The sequence below is a fragment of the Variovorax boronicumulans NBRC 103145 genome (genome assembly GCF_001591345.1).
Classification (GTDB): domain Bacteria; phylum Pseudomonadota; class Gammaproteobacteria; order Burkholderiales; family Burkholderiaceae_C; genus Variovorax; species Variovorax boronicumulans.
Genome location: NZ_BCUS01000063.1, coordinates 1 through 19,071, shown reverse-complemented (window position 1 = coordinate 19,071; position 19,071 = coordinate 1). Strand labels below are relative to the sequence as shown.

The window sequence follows — 19,071 nt, the reverse complement described above, 5'->3', positions numbered from 1 at the left end:
CGGCCCGCGCAAGGGCCTGCGCTCAGCGGGGTTGCACGGTCTCGACCTGCAGATGCTGGCGCACAGCCTCGAGCAGCAGCGTGGCCAGCCGGCTCGCCGGCGCCTCGGCGCGGGCCTGCGCGCGGTACAGCACGAGCGAGATCTGCGGCAGCGCGGGCAACGAAAGCACCGCGCGGTCGAGCGCGCGCACATGCGCAGGCAAGCCGAACGGCGTGCGCACGGTCAGGCCCAGGCCGGCCGAGGTCGCGGCCCACAGCGCCGCCAGGCTGGCGCTGCCGAAGGCGCGGCGCCACGGCAGGCCGGCGCGGTCGAGCGCGGTGATGACGATCTCGCGCAGCGGGCACGGAGCGTCCAGCATGATGAGCGGCAGCGGCTCCTTGCTCTTCACGGCGCGAACGCCCGCGCGGTGCTCGCGCTCGGTCCACCAGGGCGCATCGACGCGCTCGGGCGCCGTGGGGCCGATCCACAGCAGCGGCATTCGCGCCACGCGCTCGGCATGCGGCGACAGCGGCTGGTCGCCCGCGTCCCACGCCAGCGCCAGGTCGAGCTGGCCCAGCTCAAGCCGCTCGCGCAGCTCGCCGCTGCGCGCCACGCAGGCCTCGATGCGCACCTTGGGGTGGGCGCGCGCGAAGCGGCCGAGCACGGCCGGCAGCAGGGTCTCGCCGAAGTCTTCCTGCAGGCCCAGCCGCACCCAGCCCTGCAGGTCGGCGCCGCGCAGGGCGGCGCTGGCCTCGTCGTTGAGCTCGAGCATGCGGTGCGCGTAGGCCAGCAGCGTCTCGCCCGCATCGGTGAGCGCCAGGCCGCGGCCCTCCTTGCGGAACAGCACGGTGCCGGCCTGCGATTCCAGCTTTTTGAGCTGCGCGCTCACGGCCGAGGTCGAGCGGCCCAGCTTGTCGGCCGCGCGCGCATAGCTGCCGAGCGCCATGCCGGTGGAGAAGGTGCGCAGCACGTCGAGATCGAACATCACCTGGGTCATCGCGGGTCCTTGCATGAGGCTTCTCGATCATCCTGAATTTCAGGACGATCTGCTCATTATTTTCTGATTTTCAAAACCTTTGCAGCGGCGGACACTGCGCTGCAACATGACCCAATCGCCCTCCTCCCCTCCGTTGTCGCCCCGCCACCGCTGGAAGGTGCTCGCCGCCGGCGTGGCCGCCAACGCGGCCTTCTCGGTCGCCTTCAGCGGCATCCCGATGACCGCCGTGCTCATGCGCACCGGCTACCAGCTGGACAACGCCGCGCTCGGCCTGGTGCTCGGCCTCATGGGCCTGGGCATCGCCGTGAGCGAGCTGCCCTGGGGCCTGCTGACCGACCGCTGGGGCGACCGCCCCGTGCTGCTGGCCGGGCTCGGCAGCACGGCGATCGCGCTGGTGGCGATGGCGCTGTGGGCCGCGCCGGGCGCCGGCCATGTGCCGGGCCTCGGCGTGCTGGGTGCGGGGCTGCTGCTGGTCGGCCTGCTCGGCGGCAGCGTGAACGGTGCCAGCGGGCGCGCGGTGATGACCTGGTTCGACGCCGGCGAGCGCGGCCTGGCGATGAGCATCCGCCAGACCGCCGTGCCGATGGGCGGCGGCATCGGCGCGCTGGTGCTGCCCTTCGTGGCGCTGCACTTCGGCTTTGCGGCGCTGTACGGCCTGCTGGCGCTGCTGTGCGCGCTGAGCGCGGCGATGAGCTGGGCCTGGGTGCACGAGCCGCCCATCGTGCCGCACCCGAAGACCACCGAGGCCGCCGCACCGAAGACCGGCCCGCTGCGCGACGTGCGCGTGTGGCGCATCGTGGCCGGCATCGGCATCCTGTGCGCGCCGCAGTTCGCGGTGCTGTCCTTCGGCACGGTGTTCCTGCACGACTTCGGCCACGTGGGCCTGGGCACGATCACCGCCGCCATGGTTGTCGTGCAGGTCGGCGCGATGGCGATGCGCGTGTGGAGCGGCCGCTGGACCGACCGCCGCCGCAACCGCCCGGCCTACCTGCGAGCCTGCAGCGCGCTCAGCGTGCTGCTGTTCGCGGGCCTGGCCGCGCTGGTGATGGCGGCGGGCACCGAGGCGCCCTCCGCGCCGCTGCGCCTGGCGCTGATCGCGCTGCTGGCCGTGAGCGGCGTGTGCGTGTCGGCCTGGCACGGCGTGGCGTACACCGAGCTGGCCACGCTGGCCGGCGCGGCGCGCGCCGGCACCGCGCTGGGCATGGCGAACACCAGCGTGTTCCTCGTGTGCTTCGTCACGCCCTTCTCGATTCCGCACCTGCTGGCGCTGCAGGGCTGGCCGGTCGTGTGGCTGGCGGCCAGTGCGTGTGCGCTGGTGGCCATGCCGCTGCTCGTGCCGCGCCGCAACGCCGGTCCCGGCGCCTGCACGGCAGAGCTCGCTCAGAAGGTCGCGAAGACGGCGTTGAGCCGGTCGACGTAGGCGCGCTTGGCGGCCGCGTCGATGAAGCTGCCCTCGAAGCTGTTGGCCGCGAGCTGCCAGGCCTGCTGCACGCCCAAGCCGGTCGCGGCGAAGGTCTGCGTGAAGTTCTGGTTCATGTAGCCGCCGAAGTAGGCCGGATCGTCCGAGTTGACGGTGGCGACCAGCCCCGCGTCGAGCAGCGCGCCCAGGTTGTGCTGCGACAGGTCGGGAAACACGCACAGCTTGAGGTTCGACAGCGGGCACACGGTGAGCGGAATGCGGTCCTGCGCCAGCCGCTTCATCAGCGCCGGGTCTTTCGCGCTTTGCACGCCGTGGTCGACGCGCTCGACCTTCAGCACGTCGAGCGCGCTCCACACGTAGGCCGGCGGGCCTTCTTCGCCCGCGTGCGCGACCAGATGGAAGCCCAGCTCGCGGCAGCGCGCGAACACGCGCGCGAACTTCTCGGGCGGGTGGCCGACCTCGCTCGAGTCGAGCCCCACGCCGATGAACTTGTCGCGGTACGGCAGCGCCTGCTCCAGCGTCTCGAAGGCCTCTTCCTCGCTCAGGTGGCGCAGGAAGCACAGGATGAGCGAGGCGCTCACGCCCAGCTTCGGCAGCGCATCGACGCAGGCGCGGTGCAGGCCGTTGACCACCGTTTCCATGGCCACGCCGCGCGCCGTATGGGTCTGCGGGTCGAAGAACATCTCGGTGTGCACCACCTGGTCGGCCGCGGCGCGCTCCAGGTAGGCCCAGGCCATGTCGTAGAAGTCCTGCTCTTTCAGCAGCACGCTGGCGCCGGCGTAGTAGATGTCGAGAAAGGTCTGCAGGTTGGTGAAGGCATAGGCCTTGCGCAGCTCTTCGACGCTGGCATACGGAATCGAGACACCGTTTCGCTGCGCGAGCGCAAAGATCAGCTCGGGCTCGAGCGAGCCTTCGATGTGCATGTGCAGCTCGGCCTTGGGCATGGCGCGCAACAACTCGGGCAGGCGTTCGGCGGGGATGCGCTGCGCGAAGCTGGGGTCGAAGAGGGGGCGGCTGGAATCGGTCATGGGGCGTGGGAAATCGACGTTGTGATCGCGCACAGCATAAGGGCAGACACCCTGCGCGGCATTCCCGAAAACGTATACGCTGCCAGCCCCATTTCCCCCAAACTGATCTGGGTCAAATCGGGCCATGGCGGATGCGCTAGGCTTGGACCCCGGCAGGCCCGGCATCGGGCGTGTTCCCTCCAATCCGCGCGCAGCGTGCATTCGTGCCCTGGCGCCGTCCTTGATCGACTCGCATGACCCTACAAAACGCCTTCACCCGCGAAGACCTGCTGCGCTGCAGCCGCGGCGAACTGTTCGGCCCCGGCAACGCCCAGCTGCCCGCCCCGAACATGCTGATGGTGGACCGCATCACCCACATCAGCGCCGAGGGCGGTACCTACGGCAAGGGCGAACTCACGGCCGAACTCGACATCACGCCCGACCTGTGGTTTTTCGCCTGCCACTTCGAAGGCGACCCGGTCATGCCGGGCTGCCTGGGCCTGGACGCCATGTGGCAACTGGTCGGTTTCTTCCTCGGCTGGCAGGGCCTGCCGGGCCGCGGCCGGGCCCTGGGCTCGGGCGAAGTGAAGTTCACGGGCCAGGTCCTGCCGACCGCCAAGCTCGTCACCTACAGCATCCAGATCAAGCGCGTGCTCAAGGGCAAGCTGAACCTGGCCATCGCCGACGGCTCGGTGAGCGTCGACGGCCGCCAGATCTACACCGCCGAGGGCCTGCGGGTCGGCGTGTTCACTTCCACCGACAACTTCTGAGGGTTTCGCCATGCGCCGCGTCGTCATCACCGGTCTGGGCATCGTTTCGTGCCTGGGCAACGACAAGGAGACCGTCTCCGCCAACCTGCGCGCCAGCCGCCCCGGCATCCGGTTCCAGCCGGCCTACGCCGACATGGGCCTGCGCAGCCAGGTGGCCGGCTCCATCGACCTTCCCCTCGAAGACCTCATCGACCGCAAGCTCTATCGCTTTGTCGGCCACGCCGCGGCCTACGCCTACCTGGCCATGAAGGACGCCATCGCCGATGCCGGCCTGACCGAGGAGCAGGTGTCGAACCCGCGCACCGGCCTCATCGCCGGCTCGGGCGGCGCCTCCACGCTGAACCAGATGGAAGCGCTCGACCTGCTGCGCGAAAAGGGCGTCAAGCGCGTGGGCCCCTACCGCGTGACGCGCACCATGAGCAGCACCGTGTCGGCCTGCCTGGCCACGCCCTTCAAGATCAAGGGCCTGAACTACTCCATCGCCTCGGCCTGCGCCACCAGCGCGCACTGCATCGGCAACGCCATGGAGCAGATCCAGATGGGCAAGCAGGACATCGTGTTCGCCGGCGGCGGCGAGGAAGAGCACTGGACCCAGTCGTTCCTGTTCGACGCCATGGGCGCGCTGTCCACCAAGTACAACGACAGCCCCGAGAAGGCCTCGCGTGCCTACGACGCCGAGCGCGACGGCTTCGTCATCGCCGGCGGCGGCGGCATGGTCGTGGTCGAGTCGCTCGACCACGCACTGGCGCGCGGCGCAAAAATCTACGCCGAGATCGTCGGCTATGGCGCCACCTCCGACGGCTACGACATGGTCGCGCCCAGCGGCGAAGGCGCCGTGCGCTGCATGCAGATGGCGCTGTCGACCGTCGACACGCCCATCGACTACCTGAACACCCACGGCACCTCGACGCCCGTCGGCGACGTCATGGAAATGAAGGGCGTGCGCGAAGTCTTCGGCGACAAGGCGCCGGCCATCAGCTCCACCAAGAGCCTGTCGGGCCACTCGCTGGGCGCCGCCGGCGTGCACGAGGCGATCTACTGCCTGCTGATGATGGAAGGCAACTTCATGGCCGGCTCGGCCAACATCGAGGCGCTCGACCCCGAAGTGGCCGACATGCCGATCCTCACCGCGACGCGCGAGAACGCCACCGTCGACACCGTGATGAGCAACAGCTTCGGCTTCGGCGGCACCAACGCCACGCTGGTGCTCAAGCGCTGGCAAGGCGCGTAGCCCGGCCACCTGCCGGCCCCGTCGCGCCCGCGACGACGAGCCCGCAGGCGCTTCGCTAGACTGGGTTTCCCGTTCTTCCATCCATCCACCGCGCGAGGAGACCCATGGCGATCGACACCCTTTCCACCTGGCACCGGCTCGTCAAGACACGCGACGTGGCGGGGCTCGACGCCCTGCTGGCCGACGACGCCGTCTTCCTCTCGCCCGTGGTGCACCGGCCGCAGGTCGGCAAGGCCATCACGAAGCAGTACCTCGCCGCGGCCTTCCAGGTCTTCTTCAACGAGAGCTTCCGCTACGTGCGCGAACTCCAGGGCCCGACCGATGCCGTGCTCGAGTTCGAACTCGAGCTGGACGGCATCGCCATCAACGGCGTGGACATGATGAAGTGGAACGCCGAAGGCAAGATCACCGAGTTCAAGGTGATGCTGCGGCCGTTGAAGGCGGTGAACCTGATCCATCAGAAGATGGCGGCGCAGCTGCAGGCGGCTGCGCAGTAAGCCGACTCAGGGGCAGGCCAGTTCCGTCTTGGCCACGGCACACAGCCGGGCCTTCTCGGCCGCGGGCAACGTGAGCCCCGGAATCAGCCCGTCCAGTCGCAGCACCGCCGGGTAGAGGCGCGTGTCCTGCGGGTTCTTGCGGTAGGCCCGCAGCACCAGCTGCTGGCCTTCCTTGCCGCAATGCTGGCGCTGTTGGCGCGCCACTTCCTTGTCATGCGCCGACCCGTCGCCGTTGAATTCGCCGGCAAAATGAAAGCACATTTCCGCGTCGTCCACGGCCTTGCGCAGGCGCTGCTCTTCCTTCGAGAACGTCGGCGGTGCGGCGAACGACATCGACACGGCCAGCAGTGCCGCGCTTGCCGCCATGACCCCTTGCAGCTTCATGGTGTGAATCCCTTTCCTGAATGAAAAAAGGGCCGTCCGCAGACGACCCTTCTCGTGGCAATCGCCGAAGCGATCGACCAATGATTACTTCTTGTCGCCGCCCGGCACCTTGCCTTCCACGCCCTTGACGTAGAAGTTCACGCCCGACAGGAACTTGTCGTCGGCGACCGCGTCCTTGGCGATCAGCTCCTTGCCGTCCTGGCCAACGATCGGGCCCTTCCAGATCGAGAAGCTGCCGTCCTTCAGGCCCTTCTTGATTTCCTCGACCTTGGCCTTGGCTTCGGCGGGCACGTCTTCGGCGATCGAGACGATGTCGATCGCGCCTTCCTTCACGCCCCACCAGGTCTGGCCGGTGGCCCACTTGCCGTCCAGCGCGTCCTGCGTGGTCTTGATGTAGTACGGCGCCCAGTTGATGATGGCCGAGCCCAGGTGGGCCTTCGGGCCGTAGGCGGTCATGTCGGAGTCCCAGCCGAAGGCGCGCTTGCCCTTCTCTTGCGCGGTCTTGAGCACGGCCGGCGAGTCGGTGTTCTGGAACAGCACGTCGGCGCCGCCGTTGATGAGGGCGGTGGCGGCTTCGGTTTCCTTGGGCGGGCTGAACCACTCGTTCACCCACACGACCTTGGTCGTGATCTTCGGGTTCACCGACTGCGCGCCCAGCGTGAAGCTGTTGATGTTGCGCAGCACTTCAGGAATCGGCACCGAGCCGACCACGCCCAGCGTGTTGCTCTTGGTCATGGAGCCGGCGATCACGCCGGCCATGTACGCGCCTTCGTAGGTGCGGCTGTCGTAGGTGCGCATGTTCTCGGCGGTCTTATAGCCGGTGGCATGCTCGAACTTCACGTCCTTGCTGTCGTTGGCGACCTTGAGCATGGGTTCCATGTAGCCGAAGGTGGTGCCGAAGATCAGCTTGTTGCCCTGGCCCACGAAGTCGCGGAACACGCGCTCGGCGTCGGCCGACTCGGGCACGCTTTCGACGAAGGTGGTCTTGATCTTGTCGCCGAATTCCTTCTCGAGCGCCTTGCGGGCGTTGTCGTGCGCGAAGGACCAGCCGCCGTCGCCCACGGGACCGACATAGGCGAATGCGATGTTCAGCGGGGCCGCCGGTGCGGGGGCCGGGGCGGCCGCGGGGGCCGGCGCCGGCGATGCTGCGGGGGCGGCCGCCTCTTCCTTCTTGCCGCAGCCGATGAGGGCCGCCGAAGCCACCGCGGTGAGGGCGGCGAGCTTGAGAAGGGAACGCTTGTTCAGATCATTCATTGTCGAAATCCTCGGAAGAAAAGGACGGGTTGGCAAAAAAACGAGAACGCGATTATGAGCCGGGGTAGAACGGTTTCCCCATCGATGCCGGCATGTTGATGCGGATGAAGGCGGGGTTGCGCGAGATCAGCGCCAGCACCACGATCGGCGCGATGTACTGGGCCATGCTGAGGAACTGCGAGGGCACGTCGACGCCGCTGCTTTGCAGGTGGAAGCCCAGCATCGAGACGCCGCCGAACAGGTAGGCGCCGAGCAGCACGCGGACCGGACGCCAGGTGGCGAAGGTGGTGAGCGCCAGCGCGATCCAGCCGCGGCCGGCGACCATGCCCTCGACCCACAGCGGCGTGTACACGGTCGACAGGTACGCACCCGCCAGCCCGCACAGCGCGCCGCCCGCGATCACCGCCAGGAAGCGGATACGCCGCACCGGGTAGCCCAGCGCATGCGCCGACTCGGGCGACTCGCCCACCGAGCGCAGCACGAGGCCGGCGCGGGTGCGGTACAGGAACCAGATGAGCCCGATGGTCAGCAGCACGGCCACGTACACCATCGGGTGGTGCCGGAACAGCGCCGGGCCGGCCAGCGGGATGTCGGCCAGCACGGGAATGGCGAAGGGCGTGCTCTCGGGCAGCTTGGCCTGCACGAAGCTGATGCCCGCGAAGGCCGAGAAGCCGACGCCGAACAGGCTCAGCGCCAGCCCCGTGGCGTACTGGTTGGTGTTGAGCCAGATCACGAGCACGCCGAAGAAGGCCGCGAGCAGCGCGCCGGCCGCCATGCCGGCCAGAAAGCCGAGCCAGGGGTTGTGCGTGATGACCACCGTCGCGAAGCCCGCGATGGCGGCGCACAGCATCATGCCCTCGGCGCCGAGGTTGACGACGCCGGCCTTCTCGTTGATCAACAGGCCCAGCGCCGCGATGGCGAGCACGGTGCCCGCGCTCAGGGTCGAGCCCAGCAGGAGTGCGTAGCTTTCCATGGTTCAGAGCCCTCCTTCGGTGGCACGCGCGGTCGGCGCAACGGGCGCGGTCGGCGCGGTGATCGGCGTGCTGACCTGCAGCGAGCTTGTGGTCAGCGTCGCGGCCTTGGCGCCGGCCTTGCGGCGGATGCGGTAGGCGATGAGCGTGTCGCAGGCCAGGAGCGTGAACAGCAGCAGGCCCTGGAACACCCCGGTGAGCGACTTGGGCAGGCCCAGGCGCGACTGCGCGAGCTCGCCGCCGATGTAGAACATGCTCATCAGGATCGCCGAGAAGATCATGCCCACCGGATGCAGCCGCCCGACGAAGGCCACGATGATGGCCGCGAAGCCGTAGCCCGCCGGCACGTACGGCGTGAGTTGGCCGATGGGGCCCGCCACTTCGAGCGCACCGGCCAGGCCGGCCGCGCCGCCCGAGGTGAGCAGCGCGATCCACACCGCGCGGCGTGCCGAGAAGCCGGCATAGCGCGCCGCCGCGGGCGCCAGCCCGCCGACCTGCTGCGCGAAGCCCGCGCGCGTGCGGAACAAGAACACCCACAGCGCGCCCGCGCCGACCAGCGCGATGATCAGCCCGATCGACACGCGCGAACCCTTCATGAGCCGCGGGATCTGCGTCACCGCCTCGAAGGTCTTGGTCTGCGGAAAGTTGTAGCCCTGCGGATCTTTCCAGGGGCCGAAGACCAGGTAGCTCAGCATCAGCGTGGCCACGTAGACCAGCATCAGGCTCACGAGGATTTCGTTGGCGTTGAACTTGTCGCGCAGGAACGCGACGATGCCCGCCCACACCATGCCCCCCAGGATGCCCGCCAGCAGAATGGCCACGACGATCCAGCTGCCGGTGCTCTTGTCGGCCAGGAGCGCCACGCCGCCCGCCGCGATGGCGCCGCAGACGAACTGCCCTTCGGCGCCGATGTTCCAGACGTTGGAGCGAAAGCACACGGCCAGGCCGAGCGCAATGATGAGCAGCGGCGTGGCCTTGACCATCAGCTCGCCGATGGCGTAGCCGCTCTTGATCGGCTCGTAGAAGAACACCTGCAGGCCCTTGACCGGGTCCTTGCCGAGCGCGGCGAACAGCGCCACGCCGATGAGCACGGTGATCAAGAGCGCCAGGATCGGCGAGCCGTAGCTCCAGAAGCGCGACAGCTCCGGGCGGGGTTCAAGCTTGAGCATGCGCGCCCTCCTTCTTGTTGTTGTTCTGGTGGGGCTGCGCCTGCGGCCACAGGCCGCTCATCCATTCGCCGATCTGCGGCAGCGTGGCCGCCGCGCGGTCGATCGAGGGCGACAGCCGCCCCTTGGCGATCACGTGCAGCCGGTCGCAGATGTTGAACAGCTCGTCCAGCTCCTCGCTGATCACGAGCACGGCGCAGCCGGCGTCGCGCAGCGCCAGGATCTCGGCGTGGATGAGCGCGGCCGCGCCCACGTCCACGCCCCAGGTCGGCTGCGAGACGATGAAGAGCTTGGGGTTGGCGTCGATCTCGCGGCCGACGATGAACTTCTGCAGGTTGCCGCCCGACAGCGAGCGCGCCGCCGCGCCCGGGCCGCCGGCCTTCACCTTGAAGCGATCGATGATGGAACGCGCCTGCTTGTCGAGCTCGGCGGTGCGGATCCAGCCGCCCTTGCCCACCGCGTTGCTGCGCGTGAGCAGCAGGTTGTGCGCCAGGCCCAGCGTGGGCACGGCGCCGCGCCCCAGCCGTTCCTCGGGCACGAAATGCAGGCCCAGCGCACGCCGCGCGCGCGGGCGCAGCCGGCCGGCCGGATGGTCGAACACGCGCACCATGGCGGGCTCGGCGCGCACGTCCTCGCCCGAGAGCGTGTACAGCAGTTCCTTCTGGCCGTTGCCCGAGACACCGGCGATGCCGACGACCTCGCCCGCGCGCACGTCGAAGGAGATGCCGTCCAGGTCGACGCCGAACTGGTCCTCGCGCGCCAGCTTCAGACCCTGCACGCGCAGCGCCACGGCGCCGGCATGCAGCGGGCGGTGCTGCAGCGGCGGCGGCTCGCTGCCGATCATGAGGCGCGAGAGCGATTCGGTGCTCTCGTTGCGCGGGTTGCACACGCCCGTGACCTTGCCGCCGCGCAGCACGGTGCAGGCGGTGCACAGCTCCTGGATCTCGTGCAGCTTGTGGCTGATGTACAGGATGCTGCAGCCTTCCGAGGCCAGCTTGTTCAGCACGCCGAACAGGCGGATCACGGCCTGCGGCGTGAGCACCGAGGTCGGCTCGTCCAGGATCAGCAGCTTGGGGTTGGTGAGCAGCGCGCGGATGATCTCCACCCGCTGCATCTCGCCCACCGACAGCGTGTGCACGGGGCGCGAGGGGTCGATGTCCAGCCCGTATTCGCTGGCCTTGGCCGTGATGCTGCGGGCCACCTCGGCCAGCGCGAGCGACTTGTCCAGGCCCAGCCAGACGTTCTCGGCCACGGTGAGCGTGTCGAACAGGCTGAAGTGCTGGAACACCATGCTGATGCCCAGCGCGCGCGCCTGCTGCGGGTTGCGCAGGTTGACCGCCTGGCCGTCGAAGGTGACGGTGCCTTCGTCGGGCTTGACCGAGCCGTAGATGATCTTCATCAGGGTCGATTTGCCCGCGCCGTTTTCTCCGAGCACGGCATGGATTTCGCCGGGCTGCACGGCCAGGGAGATGTCGCTGTTGGCCACCACCGCGGGATACCGCTTGGTGATGTGCGCCAGCTGGAGTCTGGGGGTTGTCATGCCGGGTTTCGTGGGTTTGTCTCGTTCAACATCAACAAGCGGGGACAGCTATAAGTTTAATAGCGTCCCCGCGACCATCGGCGCCCGACGGCGCGTCCTTCAGTGTCCGCCGATGTAGGCGAACTTGAACAGGAAGATCGCCGCGATCACCCACACCATCGCATGCACTTCCCGTGCCCGGCCGGTGCACAGCTTGAGCACCGCGTAGGTGATGAAGCCGAAGGCCAGGCCGTTGGCGATCGAGTAGGTGAAGGGCATGGCCAGCGCCGTGACGGCCGCCGGGATCACCTCGGTGGTGTCTTCCCAGTCGAGCTCGACCAGGTCGCGCAGCATCAGGCAGCCCACGAAGAGCAGCGCCGGTGCGGTGGCGTAGGCCGGCACCGAGCCCGCCAGCGGCGAGATCATCAGGCAGGCCAGGAACAGCACCGCCACCACCACGGCCGTGAGGCCGGTGCGGCCACCGGCTTGCACGCCGGCTGCGCTTTCCACGTAGGCCGTGGTGCTCGACGTGCCCAGCAGCGAGCCCGCGAAGATCGCGCCGCTGTCGGCCAGCAGCGCCTTGTTCATGCGTTCCATCTTGCCCGGCACCAGCAGGCCCGCGCGCTTGGCCACACCCATCAGCGTGCCGGTGGCGTCGAACATCTCGACCAGGAAGAACACCAGCACCACGTTCAGGATGCCGCCCTTGAGCGCGCTCAGGATGTCCAGCTGCATGAAGGTCGGCGCGATGGACGGCGGTGCGTCGAACACGCCGTGGAACTTGTTGCCGCCGAAGAAGAACGACAGCACCGTCACCGTGAGGATGCCGATCAGGATGGCGCCGCGCACCTTGAGCCGGTCGAGCGCCACGATCATGAGGAAGCCGATGGTCGCCAGGATCACGGGCGCCGAGTGCAGGTCGCCCAGCGTGACGAAGGTGGCCGGCGAAGCCGCGACCACGCCCGCGCTCTTGAGCGCGATGAGCGCCAGGAACATGCCGATGCCCACGGTGATCGCCGTTCGCAGCGACTGCGGTATGCCCGCGATGAACAGCTCCCGCAACCCGGTGACCGTCACGATCAGGAACAGGCAGCCCGAGATGAACACCGCGCCCAGCGCGGTCTGCCACGTGTAGCCCATGCCGAGCACGACCACGTAGGCGAAGTAGGCGTTCAGGCCCATGCCCGGCGCCATGGCGATCGGGTAGTTGGCGTACAGGCCCATGATCAGCGTGCCGATGGCCGCGATCAGGCAGGTGGCGACGAAGACGGCGCCCTTGGGCATGCCCGCGTCCCCGAGGATCGACGGGTTCACGAAGATGATGTAGGCCATCGTCAGGAAGGTGGTCAGCCCTGCGATGACTTCGGTGCGCACGGTGGTGTTGTGCTCGGTCAGCTTGAAAAAGCGTTCCAGCAGACCGGCGTTGGCCGGTGCGGTGGCCGCACGCAACGGCGCCGCCTCGGTGGCCCCGGCGGCCCGGGGAGTGGTGGCCTTGGGCACCTCTTCATACCTGTTCATTTCGCTTGTCTCCAGCTGTTGTATGTGGCGGTTCGTTCATCGTTGCCTCGGTCGCGACGCCGGCGCGACGGAGGGCTCAGGGAGGATCGGAAAGCGGCTCAGCCGGCAGGGTTCGGGCAGTGGCAGCCGGCGCGGCATCGAAGCCGGGGCGCAGCGACGCCGCCACGCCCTTGATGCATTCGCGCAGCCAGCGCGCGGAACTCGACGAATGCGTGCGTTCGTGCCAGAGCTGGTAGTACATGAGGCGCGGCAGCGCGGCCGGGCACTCGAGGATCTTCACGGGCAGCCGTGCGGCGAAGCGCTCGCAGTACTGGCGCCCGGTGGTGAGCACCAGCAGGCTCGAGGCCACCATGTCCGGAATGAGGCTGAAGTGCGCGCAGCGCGCCGTGATGTTGCGCTGCCGCCCCAGCTCGTCGAGCATCTGGTCGATGATGCCGCGCCCTCCCGGGTGCATGGGCGTGGGCGCGATGTGCTCGGCCGCCAGCCAGGTCTCCAGGTCCCACCCGCGCCGCACGGCCGGATGGTCCTGGTTGACCAGCGACACCACCTCGTCGCCGAAGAGGCGCGCCATGTGCAGGTCTTCCGGCGGCTTGAGCCAGTTGCCGATCACCAGGTCGACCTGCCCGAGCGCGAGGTGCCCGTGGTAGTCCGAATCGGGCGAGAGCGCATGGATCTCGATCTGGCACAGCGGCGCCTCGCGCTTGACCTGTGCCACCAACATCGGCAGGAACAGCGGGTCCATGTAGTCGCTGGCCGCGATGCGGAACGTGGTGGCCGCCGACTGCGGCTCGAAGCCGCGCGCATCCGAGAACAGCATCTCGGCCGCCCGCAGGATGCTGGCCGCGGGCTCGATCATGCGCAGCCCCGCGTCGGTGGGCACCATGCCCGAGCCCGAGCGCACCAGCAGCGGGTCGCCCGACAGCTCGCGCAGGCGCTTCAGCGCGGCCGAGACGGCCGGCTGGTACATGCCCAGGCGGATGGCGGCGCGCGAGACGCTGCGGTCGGTCAGCACGGTATGAAGCACCCGAATCAGATGAAGGTCGATCTTGTCGAAAAGCGCCTGGTCTCTCATGGCTGTTCACACCTTTCTTGTCTGTGCGAACAGTTATACAGCGCAGCATTTGGAGAACGGAAGGACGCTCGGACCGTGCGAGCACGGCCGGTGCTCATTCGCCAGAGGCTGCCTGCACCGCGGTCAGGGCGCGGAGGATGGATTCGCTCGTGGCCGGCGCCTTCAGCGGCGGATCGACCCGGTGCCCGCCCGCGGCCGACACGGCATCGCGGATGGCGAAGAACACCGAGAACGGCAGCAACAGCGGCGGTTCGCCCACGGCCTTGCTGCGGTGAATCGAGTCTTCGAAGTTCTGGCCCTCGAACAGGCGCACGTTGAACACCGGCGGGCAGTCGTTGGCCGTCGGGATCTTGTAGGTGCTGGGCGCGTGCGTGGTGAGCTTGCCGCTTTGCGGATGCCACACCAGCTCCTCGGTGGTGAGCCAGCCCATGCCCTGGATGAAGGCGCCCTCGACCTGGCCGATGTCCACGGCCGGGTTCAGCGACTTGCCCGCGTCGTGCAGGATGTCGGCGCGCAAGAGCTTCCATTCGCCGGTGAGCGTGTCGACCACCACCTCGCTCACCGCCGCGCCGTAGGCGTAGTAGTAGAACGGGCGACCCTGCATCTTGTCCTTGTCCCAGCTCAGGCCGGGCGTGGCGTAGAAGCCGTCGGACCACAGCTGCTTGCGGTCGAGGTACGCCTCGCCCACCACGGTGCTGAAGGCCAGCGTGCGGCCGTTCACTTCGACCTGGTCGTTGGCAAAGCGCACGTCGGCGGCGTTGCCGCCATGGCGCTCGGCGGCGCAGGCGGCCAGGCGTTCGCGGATCTGGCGGGCGGCGTCCTGTGCGGCCTTGCCGTTCAGGTCGGCGCCGGTCGAGGCGGCCGTGGCCGAGGTGTTGGCCACTTTCGTCGTGTCGGTCGCGGTGACGCGCACGCGCTCGAAGCTCACGCCCAGCTCGTGCGCCACCACCTGCGCCACCTTGGTGTTCAGGCCCTGGCCCATCTCGGTGCCGCCGTGGTTCACGAGGATCGAGCCGTCGGTGTACACATGCACCAGCGCGCCGGCCTGGTTGAAGTGCTTCACGTTGAACGAGATGCCGAACTTCAGCGGCGCCAGCGCCAGCCCGCGCTTGAGCACCGGGCTCTTCGCGTTGAAGGCGGCGATCTCTTCGCGGCGCAGGCGGTAGTCGCTGGTTTCTTCCAGCTCGGCCACGAGTTCGTGGACGATGTTGTCGGTCACGGTCTGGCGGTACGGCGTGACGTTGTTCTCGCCCTTGCCGTAGAAGTTGACGCGCCGCACGTCGAGCGGGTCGCGCTTCAGTTCGCGCGCCACCGAGTCCATGATGTTCTCGATGGCGATGGCGCCCTGCGGGCCGCCGAAGCCGCGGAACGCGGTGTTGCTCTGCGTGTTGGTCTTGCCCGAGAAGCCGTGCATGCTCACGTTGGGCAGCCAGTAGGCGTTGTCGAAGTGGCACAGCGCGCGCGTCATCACCGGGCCCGACAGGTCGGCCGAGTGGCCGGCGCGCGACACCATCGTGATCTCGGCGCCGAGGATGCGGCCCTCGTCGTCGTAGCCCACCTCGTACTCGTACCAGAAGCAGTGGCGACGGCCGGTGATCATGAAGTCGTCGTCGCGGTCCAGCCGCAGCTTCACGGGGCGCTGCAGCTGGCGCGCCGCGATGGCCGCCACGCAGGCGAACAGCGCCGACTGCGATTCCTTGCCGCCGAAGCCGCCGCCCATGCGCCGGCATTCCACATGCACTTCGTTCGAGGCCAGGTGCAGCGCGTGCGCCACCAGGTGCTGCATTTCGCTCGGGTGCTGCGTCGAGCAGTGGATGTGCAGCGTGCCGCCCTCCTTCGGGATGGCGTAGCTGATCTGGCCTTCGAGGTAGAACTGCTCCTGCCCGCCGACGTCGAGCGTGGCGGTGTGGCGGTGCGGCGCCTTCGCGATGGCGGCGCGCACGGCGGCTTCGTCGCCTTCGTTGGCGGCCCCGCCGCTGCGCACGATGTGCATCGGCGGCACCACGTACTGGCCGCGCGCATGCGCGTCCTGCGGCGTGATGACGGGCGGCTGCGCCTCGAGGGTGATCGCGTCCTTGGCCTTCGCGGCGGCGCGGCGCGCGGCATCGCGCGTTTCGGCGATCACGGCGAACACGGGCTGGCCGAGGTAGCGGATCTCGCCGCCGTCGTTCACGGGCAGCAGGATCGGGTCGTCGTGAATGATCGAGCCGCAGTCGTTGGTGCCGGGGATGTCGTCGGCGGTGAGCACCGTGACCACGCCGGGCATGGCGCGGATGGCGTCGAGCGACAGCGCCGTCACGCGGCCGTTGGCCACCGGCGACAGGCCCAGCGCGCAGTGCAGCGTGCCGGCGAGCTCGGGAATGTCGTCGATGTAGGTGGCTTCGCCGGCCACGTGCAGGTGCGCCGACTCGTGCGGGCGGCTGATGCCCACGCGCATGCCGCGGCCGTGGGCCAGCGCTTCGGCGCCCACGTTGATGCGGGCGGCGGTGTTCTTCAGGTAGTCGGCAAAGGCCTCGGCGGGCTGCAGCAGGCGGGCGTCGATGGGTTTGTTCATGGTCAGAGTCCTTCCGCCGCAACCTTGGCAACGACATGGGGCATCACGCTCCAGACGCTGGTTTCTTCGATGGACAGCGCGTCCTGCGTGCGGGTTTCGAGCCACAGGCGCTGGATCAGGTTCTGCGCCACCTGCAGGCGGTAGTCGGCCGAGGCCCGCATGTCGGAGAGCGGCTTGAAGTCTTGCGCCAGCGCCAGCTTGGCGGTGGCCACGCTGGCCTGCGTCCAGGGCTTGCCCACGAGCGCGGCTTCGGCGTTGGCGGCGCGCTTGACGGTGGCGGCCATGCCGCCGAAGGCCAGGCGCACGGCCTTCACCGTGTCGCTGCCGGCTTCCAGTTCGATGGCGAAGCCAGCGCACAGCGCCGAGATGTCGCAGTCGAAGCGCTTGCTGATCTTGTAGGCGCGCACCTGGCGGCGCAGGGCGGCCAGCGGCACCGCCAGGCCCTGCACGAACTCGCCGGGCTGCAGCTCGTTCTTCATGTAATCGAGATAGAACGAGGGCAGCGGCATGCGGCGCACCACATCACCGCGGCGCAGTTCGATCTCGGTGTCGAGCGACATCAGCACCGGCGGCGAGTCGCCGATGGGCGAGCCGTTGGCGACGTTGCCGCCCATGGTGCCGGCGTGGCGGATCGGCGGCGAGGCAAAGCGCAGCCACACGTCGGCCAGGCTGGGCACGCGCTCGACCAGCGCGCCGAAGGCGGCTTCGAGCGAGGCGCCGGCGCCGATGTACAGCTCGTCGGCGCGCTCTTCCACGGTCTTCATCTCGGCCACGTCGCCGACATAGATGATGTCGCCGAGGTCGCGGAACTGCTTGTTGACCCACAGGCCGACGTCGGTCGAGCCGGCCAGCAGCTGGGCGCGCGGCTTCTGCACGCGCAGCGCGGCGAGCTGAGCGATGGTCTTGGGAGCGTGGAAATGGTCGATGCGGGCGCCCAGCGGGGCGGCGTAGTCCAGGCCGTCGTTCTTCAGCGCGGTGAGCGCGGCCACCACGGGCGCGGTGTCCAGGCGCACGGCCGGCAGGTCGAACATGCGCTGGCCGGCGTCGAGGATCGGGCGGTAGCCGGTGCAGCGGCACAGGTTGCCCGACAGGTCGTCGGCCAGCTGCTGGCGCGTGGGCTGCGTGCCCTCGGCCTGGTGGTGTTCGTAGGTGGCCCACAGCGACATCACGAAGCCCGGCGTGCAGAAGCCGCACTGCGAGCCGTGGCAGTCGACCATGGCCTGCTGCACGGGGTGTAGCGGGTGGACGGCGTGCTTGGCGGGGGCGTCGGCCTTGGGCTTGCACTGCGACGCGCACTGTCCCTTGAGGTCTTCGACCGTGAACAGCGCCTTGCCATGCAGCGTGGGCAGAAACTGGATGCAGGCGTTGACGGTCTGCAGCTGCAGGCCGTCGACCGCGCCGGGCGCGTGGGCGTCGGTGGCCAGCTCGCCGATGACGACGGTGCAGGCGCCGCAGTCGCCTTCGTTGCAGCCTTCCTTGGTGCCGGTGCAGCGCGCGTCTTCGCGCAGCCAGTCGAGCACCGAGCGGGTGGGATGGACCCCGCTGACGTCGACGATCTTTCCGCGATGGAAGAAGCGGATCGGTTGAATCGGTGTACTGCTGCTCTCGGTGCTCATGCTTTTTCAGGCTCGTGGGCGGCCCGTCATGGGCCAGTCATGGACGTTAGCGGCTTGCGTGGGGTCTTGCATACGGGCACGCCCATAACGCGTATGTGAGGGTCGGTATGCCACGTCCGGGGAAACCCTTGGATTGACGCTGCAATTCCCGGGCCACGCCGGAAACCGGGGGTTTTCAGCCTGTTTCAGCTGTGTGCGATCGCGGTCCAGGCGGTGGCGAGCAGCGTCACGCCGGCCACAAAAAGCAGCCCGGCGACCAGCCATTGCAAGGTGCGCGGCTGCAGCTTGTTGGGCAGGCGATGGTGCAGCCGCGTGGCGGCGTAGACCACGGGCATGGCGCAGCCGGCCAGCAGCGCCGAGTGCCACGAGAAGTGGCCCGTGGGCACCACGATGACGAGCCGCACGAGCGAGTTGAAGGCGAACATCAGCAGCAGCGCGCGGCGCACGAGTTCGCGGTCCAGCGGCTGGCGGTACATGTGGAAGACGATGGGCGGGCCGGAGGCGGAAAACAGCCCGCCCAGCACGCCCGAGAGCCCGCCGATGAGGGCGAAGCTGGTGCGGCCCGACACGGCCGGCAGCGGTTTGCCCTGCAGCAACAGCAGCACGGCGCAGATCAGGATCGACACGCCCAGCAAGCCCCGCAGCCACGACACGGCGCTGCCGCTGAGCCACACGAGCAGCATGAGCCCGACGATGACGCCGACGGTGCTGCCGTTGAGCGCGGGCTTCATCAGCTGCCAGGGCACGGGGCCGGGGCGCGCGCGGAAGTAGGTCCAGGCGTTGATGAGGCTCAGCACGGTCGCGGCATTGGCCGCGTCGTTCACGCTGGCGATGTCGAACACCGACACGAGGCCCAGCAGGATGAGGCTGAACGCAAAGCCCGTGAGGTTCTGCGCGTAGGTGGCCAGGCCCACGCAGGCCATGAAGATCAGGACCGGGACGGCCCCGGAAAGAATCGCTTGCACCGGGAGGCTGTCAGCGCGCGCCGAGGCTGGCAGGACGTTGAAGGAAGGCGGGGGACAGGGGATGCGGGACGGACATTCGGACGGGGATCGGGGAACGGGGGCGCGAGGCGGGGAACGCTTGAGAATAACGCGTGTGTCCGGGGTACGTGCC

16 protein-coding genes are annotated in these 19,071 nt (G+C 68.8%); 4 read left to right on the top strand and 12 right to left on the bottom strand.

From position 1 onward, the window contains the following. Nucleotides 1–22: 22 nt before the first annotated feature. Nucleotides 23–976, bottom strand: a complete 954-nt coding sequence (locus tag VBO01S_RS18480; protein ID WP_062477531.1) for a LysR substrate-binding domain-containing protein — start codon at nucleotides 974–976, stop codon at nucleotides 23–25. Nucleotides 977–1,082: 106 nt separating this feature from the next. Between VBO01S_RS18480 and VBO01S_RS18475 the strand changes: the two genes are divergently transcribed. Beyond that, nucleotides 1,083–2,396 (top strand): MFS transporter, encoded by a 1,314-nt coding sequence (locus VBO01S_RS18475; protein ID WP_062477530.1) that lies wholly within the window; start codon nucleotides 1,083–1,085, stop codon nucleotides 2,394–2,396. Here the strand turns inward: VBO01S_RS18475 and VBO01S_RS18470 are convergent. Beyond that, nucleotides 2,357–3,424, bottom strand: coding sequence for an adenosine deaminase (locus tag VBO01S_RS18470; protein WP_062477527.1), 1,068 nt, complete (start codon nucleotides 3,422–3,424; stop codon nucleotides 2,357–2,359). The two genes, VBO01S_RS18475 and VBO01S_RS18470, sit on opposite strands and share 40 nt — an antisense overlap. Nucleotides 3,425–3,657: 233 nt before the next feature. Here VBO01S_RS18470 and fabA point away from each other — a divergent pair, with 233 nt between their 5' ends. The 3 genes from fabA to VBO01S_RS18455 all read left to right on the top strand — a co-directional run bounded on the left by fabA (nucleotide 3,658) and on the right by VBO01S_RS18455 (nucleotide 5,901). After that, nucleotides 3,658–4,173 (top strand): 3-hydroxyacyl-[acyl-carrier-protein] dehydratase FabA, encoded by a 516-nt coding sequence (fabA, locus tag VBO01S_RS18465; RefSeq protein ID WP_056574156.1) that lies wholly within the window; start codon nucleotides 3,658–3,660, stop codon nucleotides 4,171–4,173. 10 nt (nucleotides 4,174–4,183) lie between these two features. Then, nucleotides 4,184–5,404, top strand: a complete 1,221-nt coding sequence (fabB, locus tag VBO01S_RS18460; protein ID WP_062477524.1) for a beta-ketoacyl-ACP synthase I — start codon at nucleotides 4,184–4,186, stop codon at nucleotides 5,402–5,404. A gap of 104 nt (nucleotides 5,405–5,508) precedes the next feature. Continuing rightward, complete coding sequence (locus VBO01S_RS18455) at nucleotides 5,509–5,901, top strand: nuclear transport factor 2 family protein (RefSeq protein WP_062477521.1); 393 nt, start codon at nucleotides 5,509–5,511, stop codon at nucleotides 5,899–5,901. Nucleotides 5,902–5,907: 6 nt separating this feature from the next. On the opposite strand, the gene VBO01S_RS18450 is transcribed toward VBO01S_RS18455, so the two are convergent. The 10 genes from VBO01S_RS18450 to VBO01S_RS18405 form a co-directional block, all read right to left on the bottom strand. Then, nucleotides 5,908–6,366 (bottom strand): hypothetical protein, encoded by a 459-nt coding sequence (locus VBO01S_RS18450; protein ID WP_157627388.1) that lies wholly within the window; start codon nucleotides 6,364–6,366, stop codon nucleotides 5,908–5,910. A gap of 3 nt (nucleotides 6,367–6,369) precedes the next feature. Continuing rightward, entirely contained in the window at nucleotides 6,370–7,539 is a 1,170-nt protein-coding gene (locus VBO01S_RS18445) for a BMP family ABC transporter substrate-binding protein (RefSeq protein ID WP_062477516.1), read from the bottom strand. Nucleotides 7,540–7,591: 52 nt separating this feature from the next. Next, complete coding sequence (locus VBO01S_RS18440) at nucleotides 7,592–8,512, bottom strand: ABC transporter permease (protein WP_062477512.1); 921 nt, start codon at nucleotides 8,510–8,512, stop codon at nucleotides 7,592–7,594. A gap of 3 nt (nucleotides 8,513–8,515) precedes the next feature. Continuing rightward, nucleotides 8,516–9,679 (bottom strand): ABC transporter permease, encoded by a 1,164-nt coding sequence (locus tag VBO01S_RS18435; RefSeq protein WP_062477508.1) that lies wholly within the window; start codon nucleotides 9,677–9,679, stop codon nucleotides 8,516–8,518. Then, nucleotides 9,666–11,216 (bottom strand): ABC transporter ATP-binding protein, encoded by a 1,551-nt coding sequence (locus VBO01S_RS18430; RefSeq protein ID WP_062477506.1) that lies wholly within the window; start codon nucleotides 11,214–11,216, stop codon nucleotides 9,666–9,668. Before VBO01S_RS18430 ends, VBO01S_RS18435 begins: the two co-directional genes overlap by 14 nt. 99 nt (nucleotides 11,217–11,315) lie before the next feature. Further along, nucleotides 11,316–12,713, bottom strand: a complete 1,398-nt coding sequence (locus tag VBO01S_RS18425; protein WP_062477503.1) for an NCS2 family permease — start codon at nucleotides 12,711–12,713, stop codon at nucleotides 11,316–11,318. Between the two features lie 76 nt (nucleotides 12,714–12,789). Beyond that, nucleotides 12,790–13,785 (bottom strand): LysR family transcriptional regulator, encoded by a 996-nt coding sequence (locus tag VBO01S_RS18420; RefSeq protein ID WP_062477499.1) that lies wholly within the window; start codon nucleotides 13,783–13,785, stop codon nucleotides 12,790–12,792. 94 nt (nucleotides 13,786–13,879) lie between these two features. After that, a complete protein-coding gene (gene xdhB / locus VBO01S_RS18415; protein ID WP_062477495.1) occupies nucleotides 13,880–16,339 on the bottom strand; it encodes a xanthine dehydrogenase molybdopterin binding subunit in 2,460 nt (819 codons plus the stop codon). Nucleotides 16,340–16,341: 2 nt separating this feature from the next. Then, on the bottom strand, nucleotides 16,342–17,955 hold the full coding sequence (gene xdhA / locus VBO01S_RS18410) for a xanthine dehydrogenase small subunit (protein ID WP_062477493.1): 1,614 nt from the start codon (nucleotides 17,953–17,955) through the stop codon (nucleotides 16,342–16,344). A 185-nt stretch (nucleotides 17,956–18,140) separates the two neighbouring features. Then, on the bottom strand, nucleotides 18,141–18,920 hold the full coding sequence (locus VBO01S_RS18405) for a sulfite exporter TauE/SafE family protein (RefSeq protein ID WP_062477490.1): 780 nt from the start codon (nucleotides 18,918–18,920) through the stop codon (nucleotides 18,141–18,143). Nucleotides 18,921–19,071 lie beyond the last annotated feature (151 nt).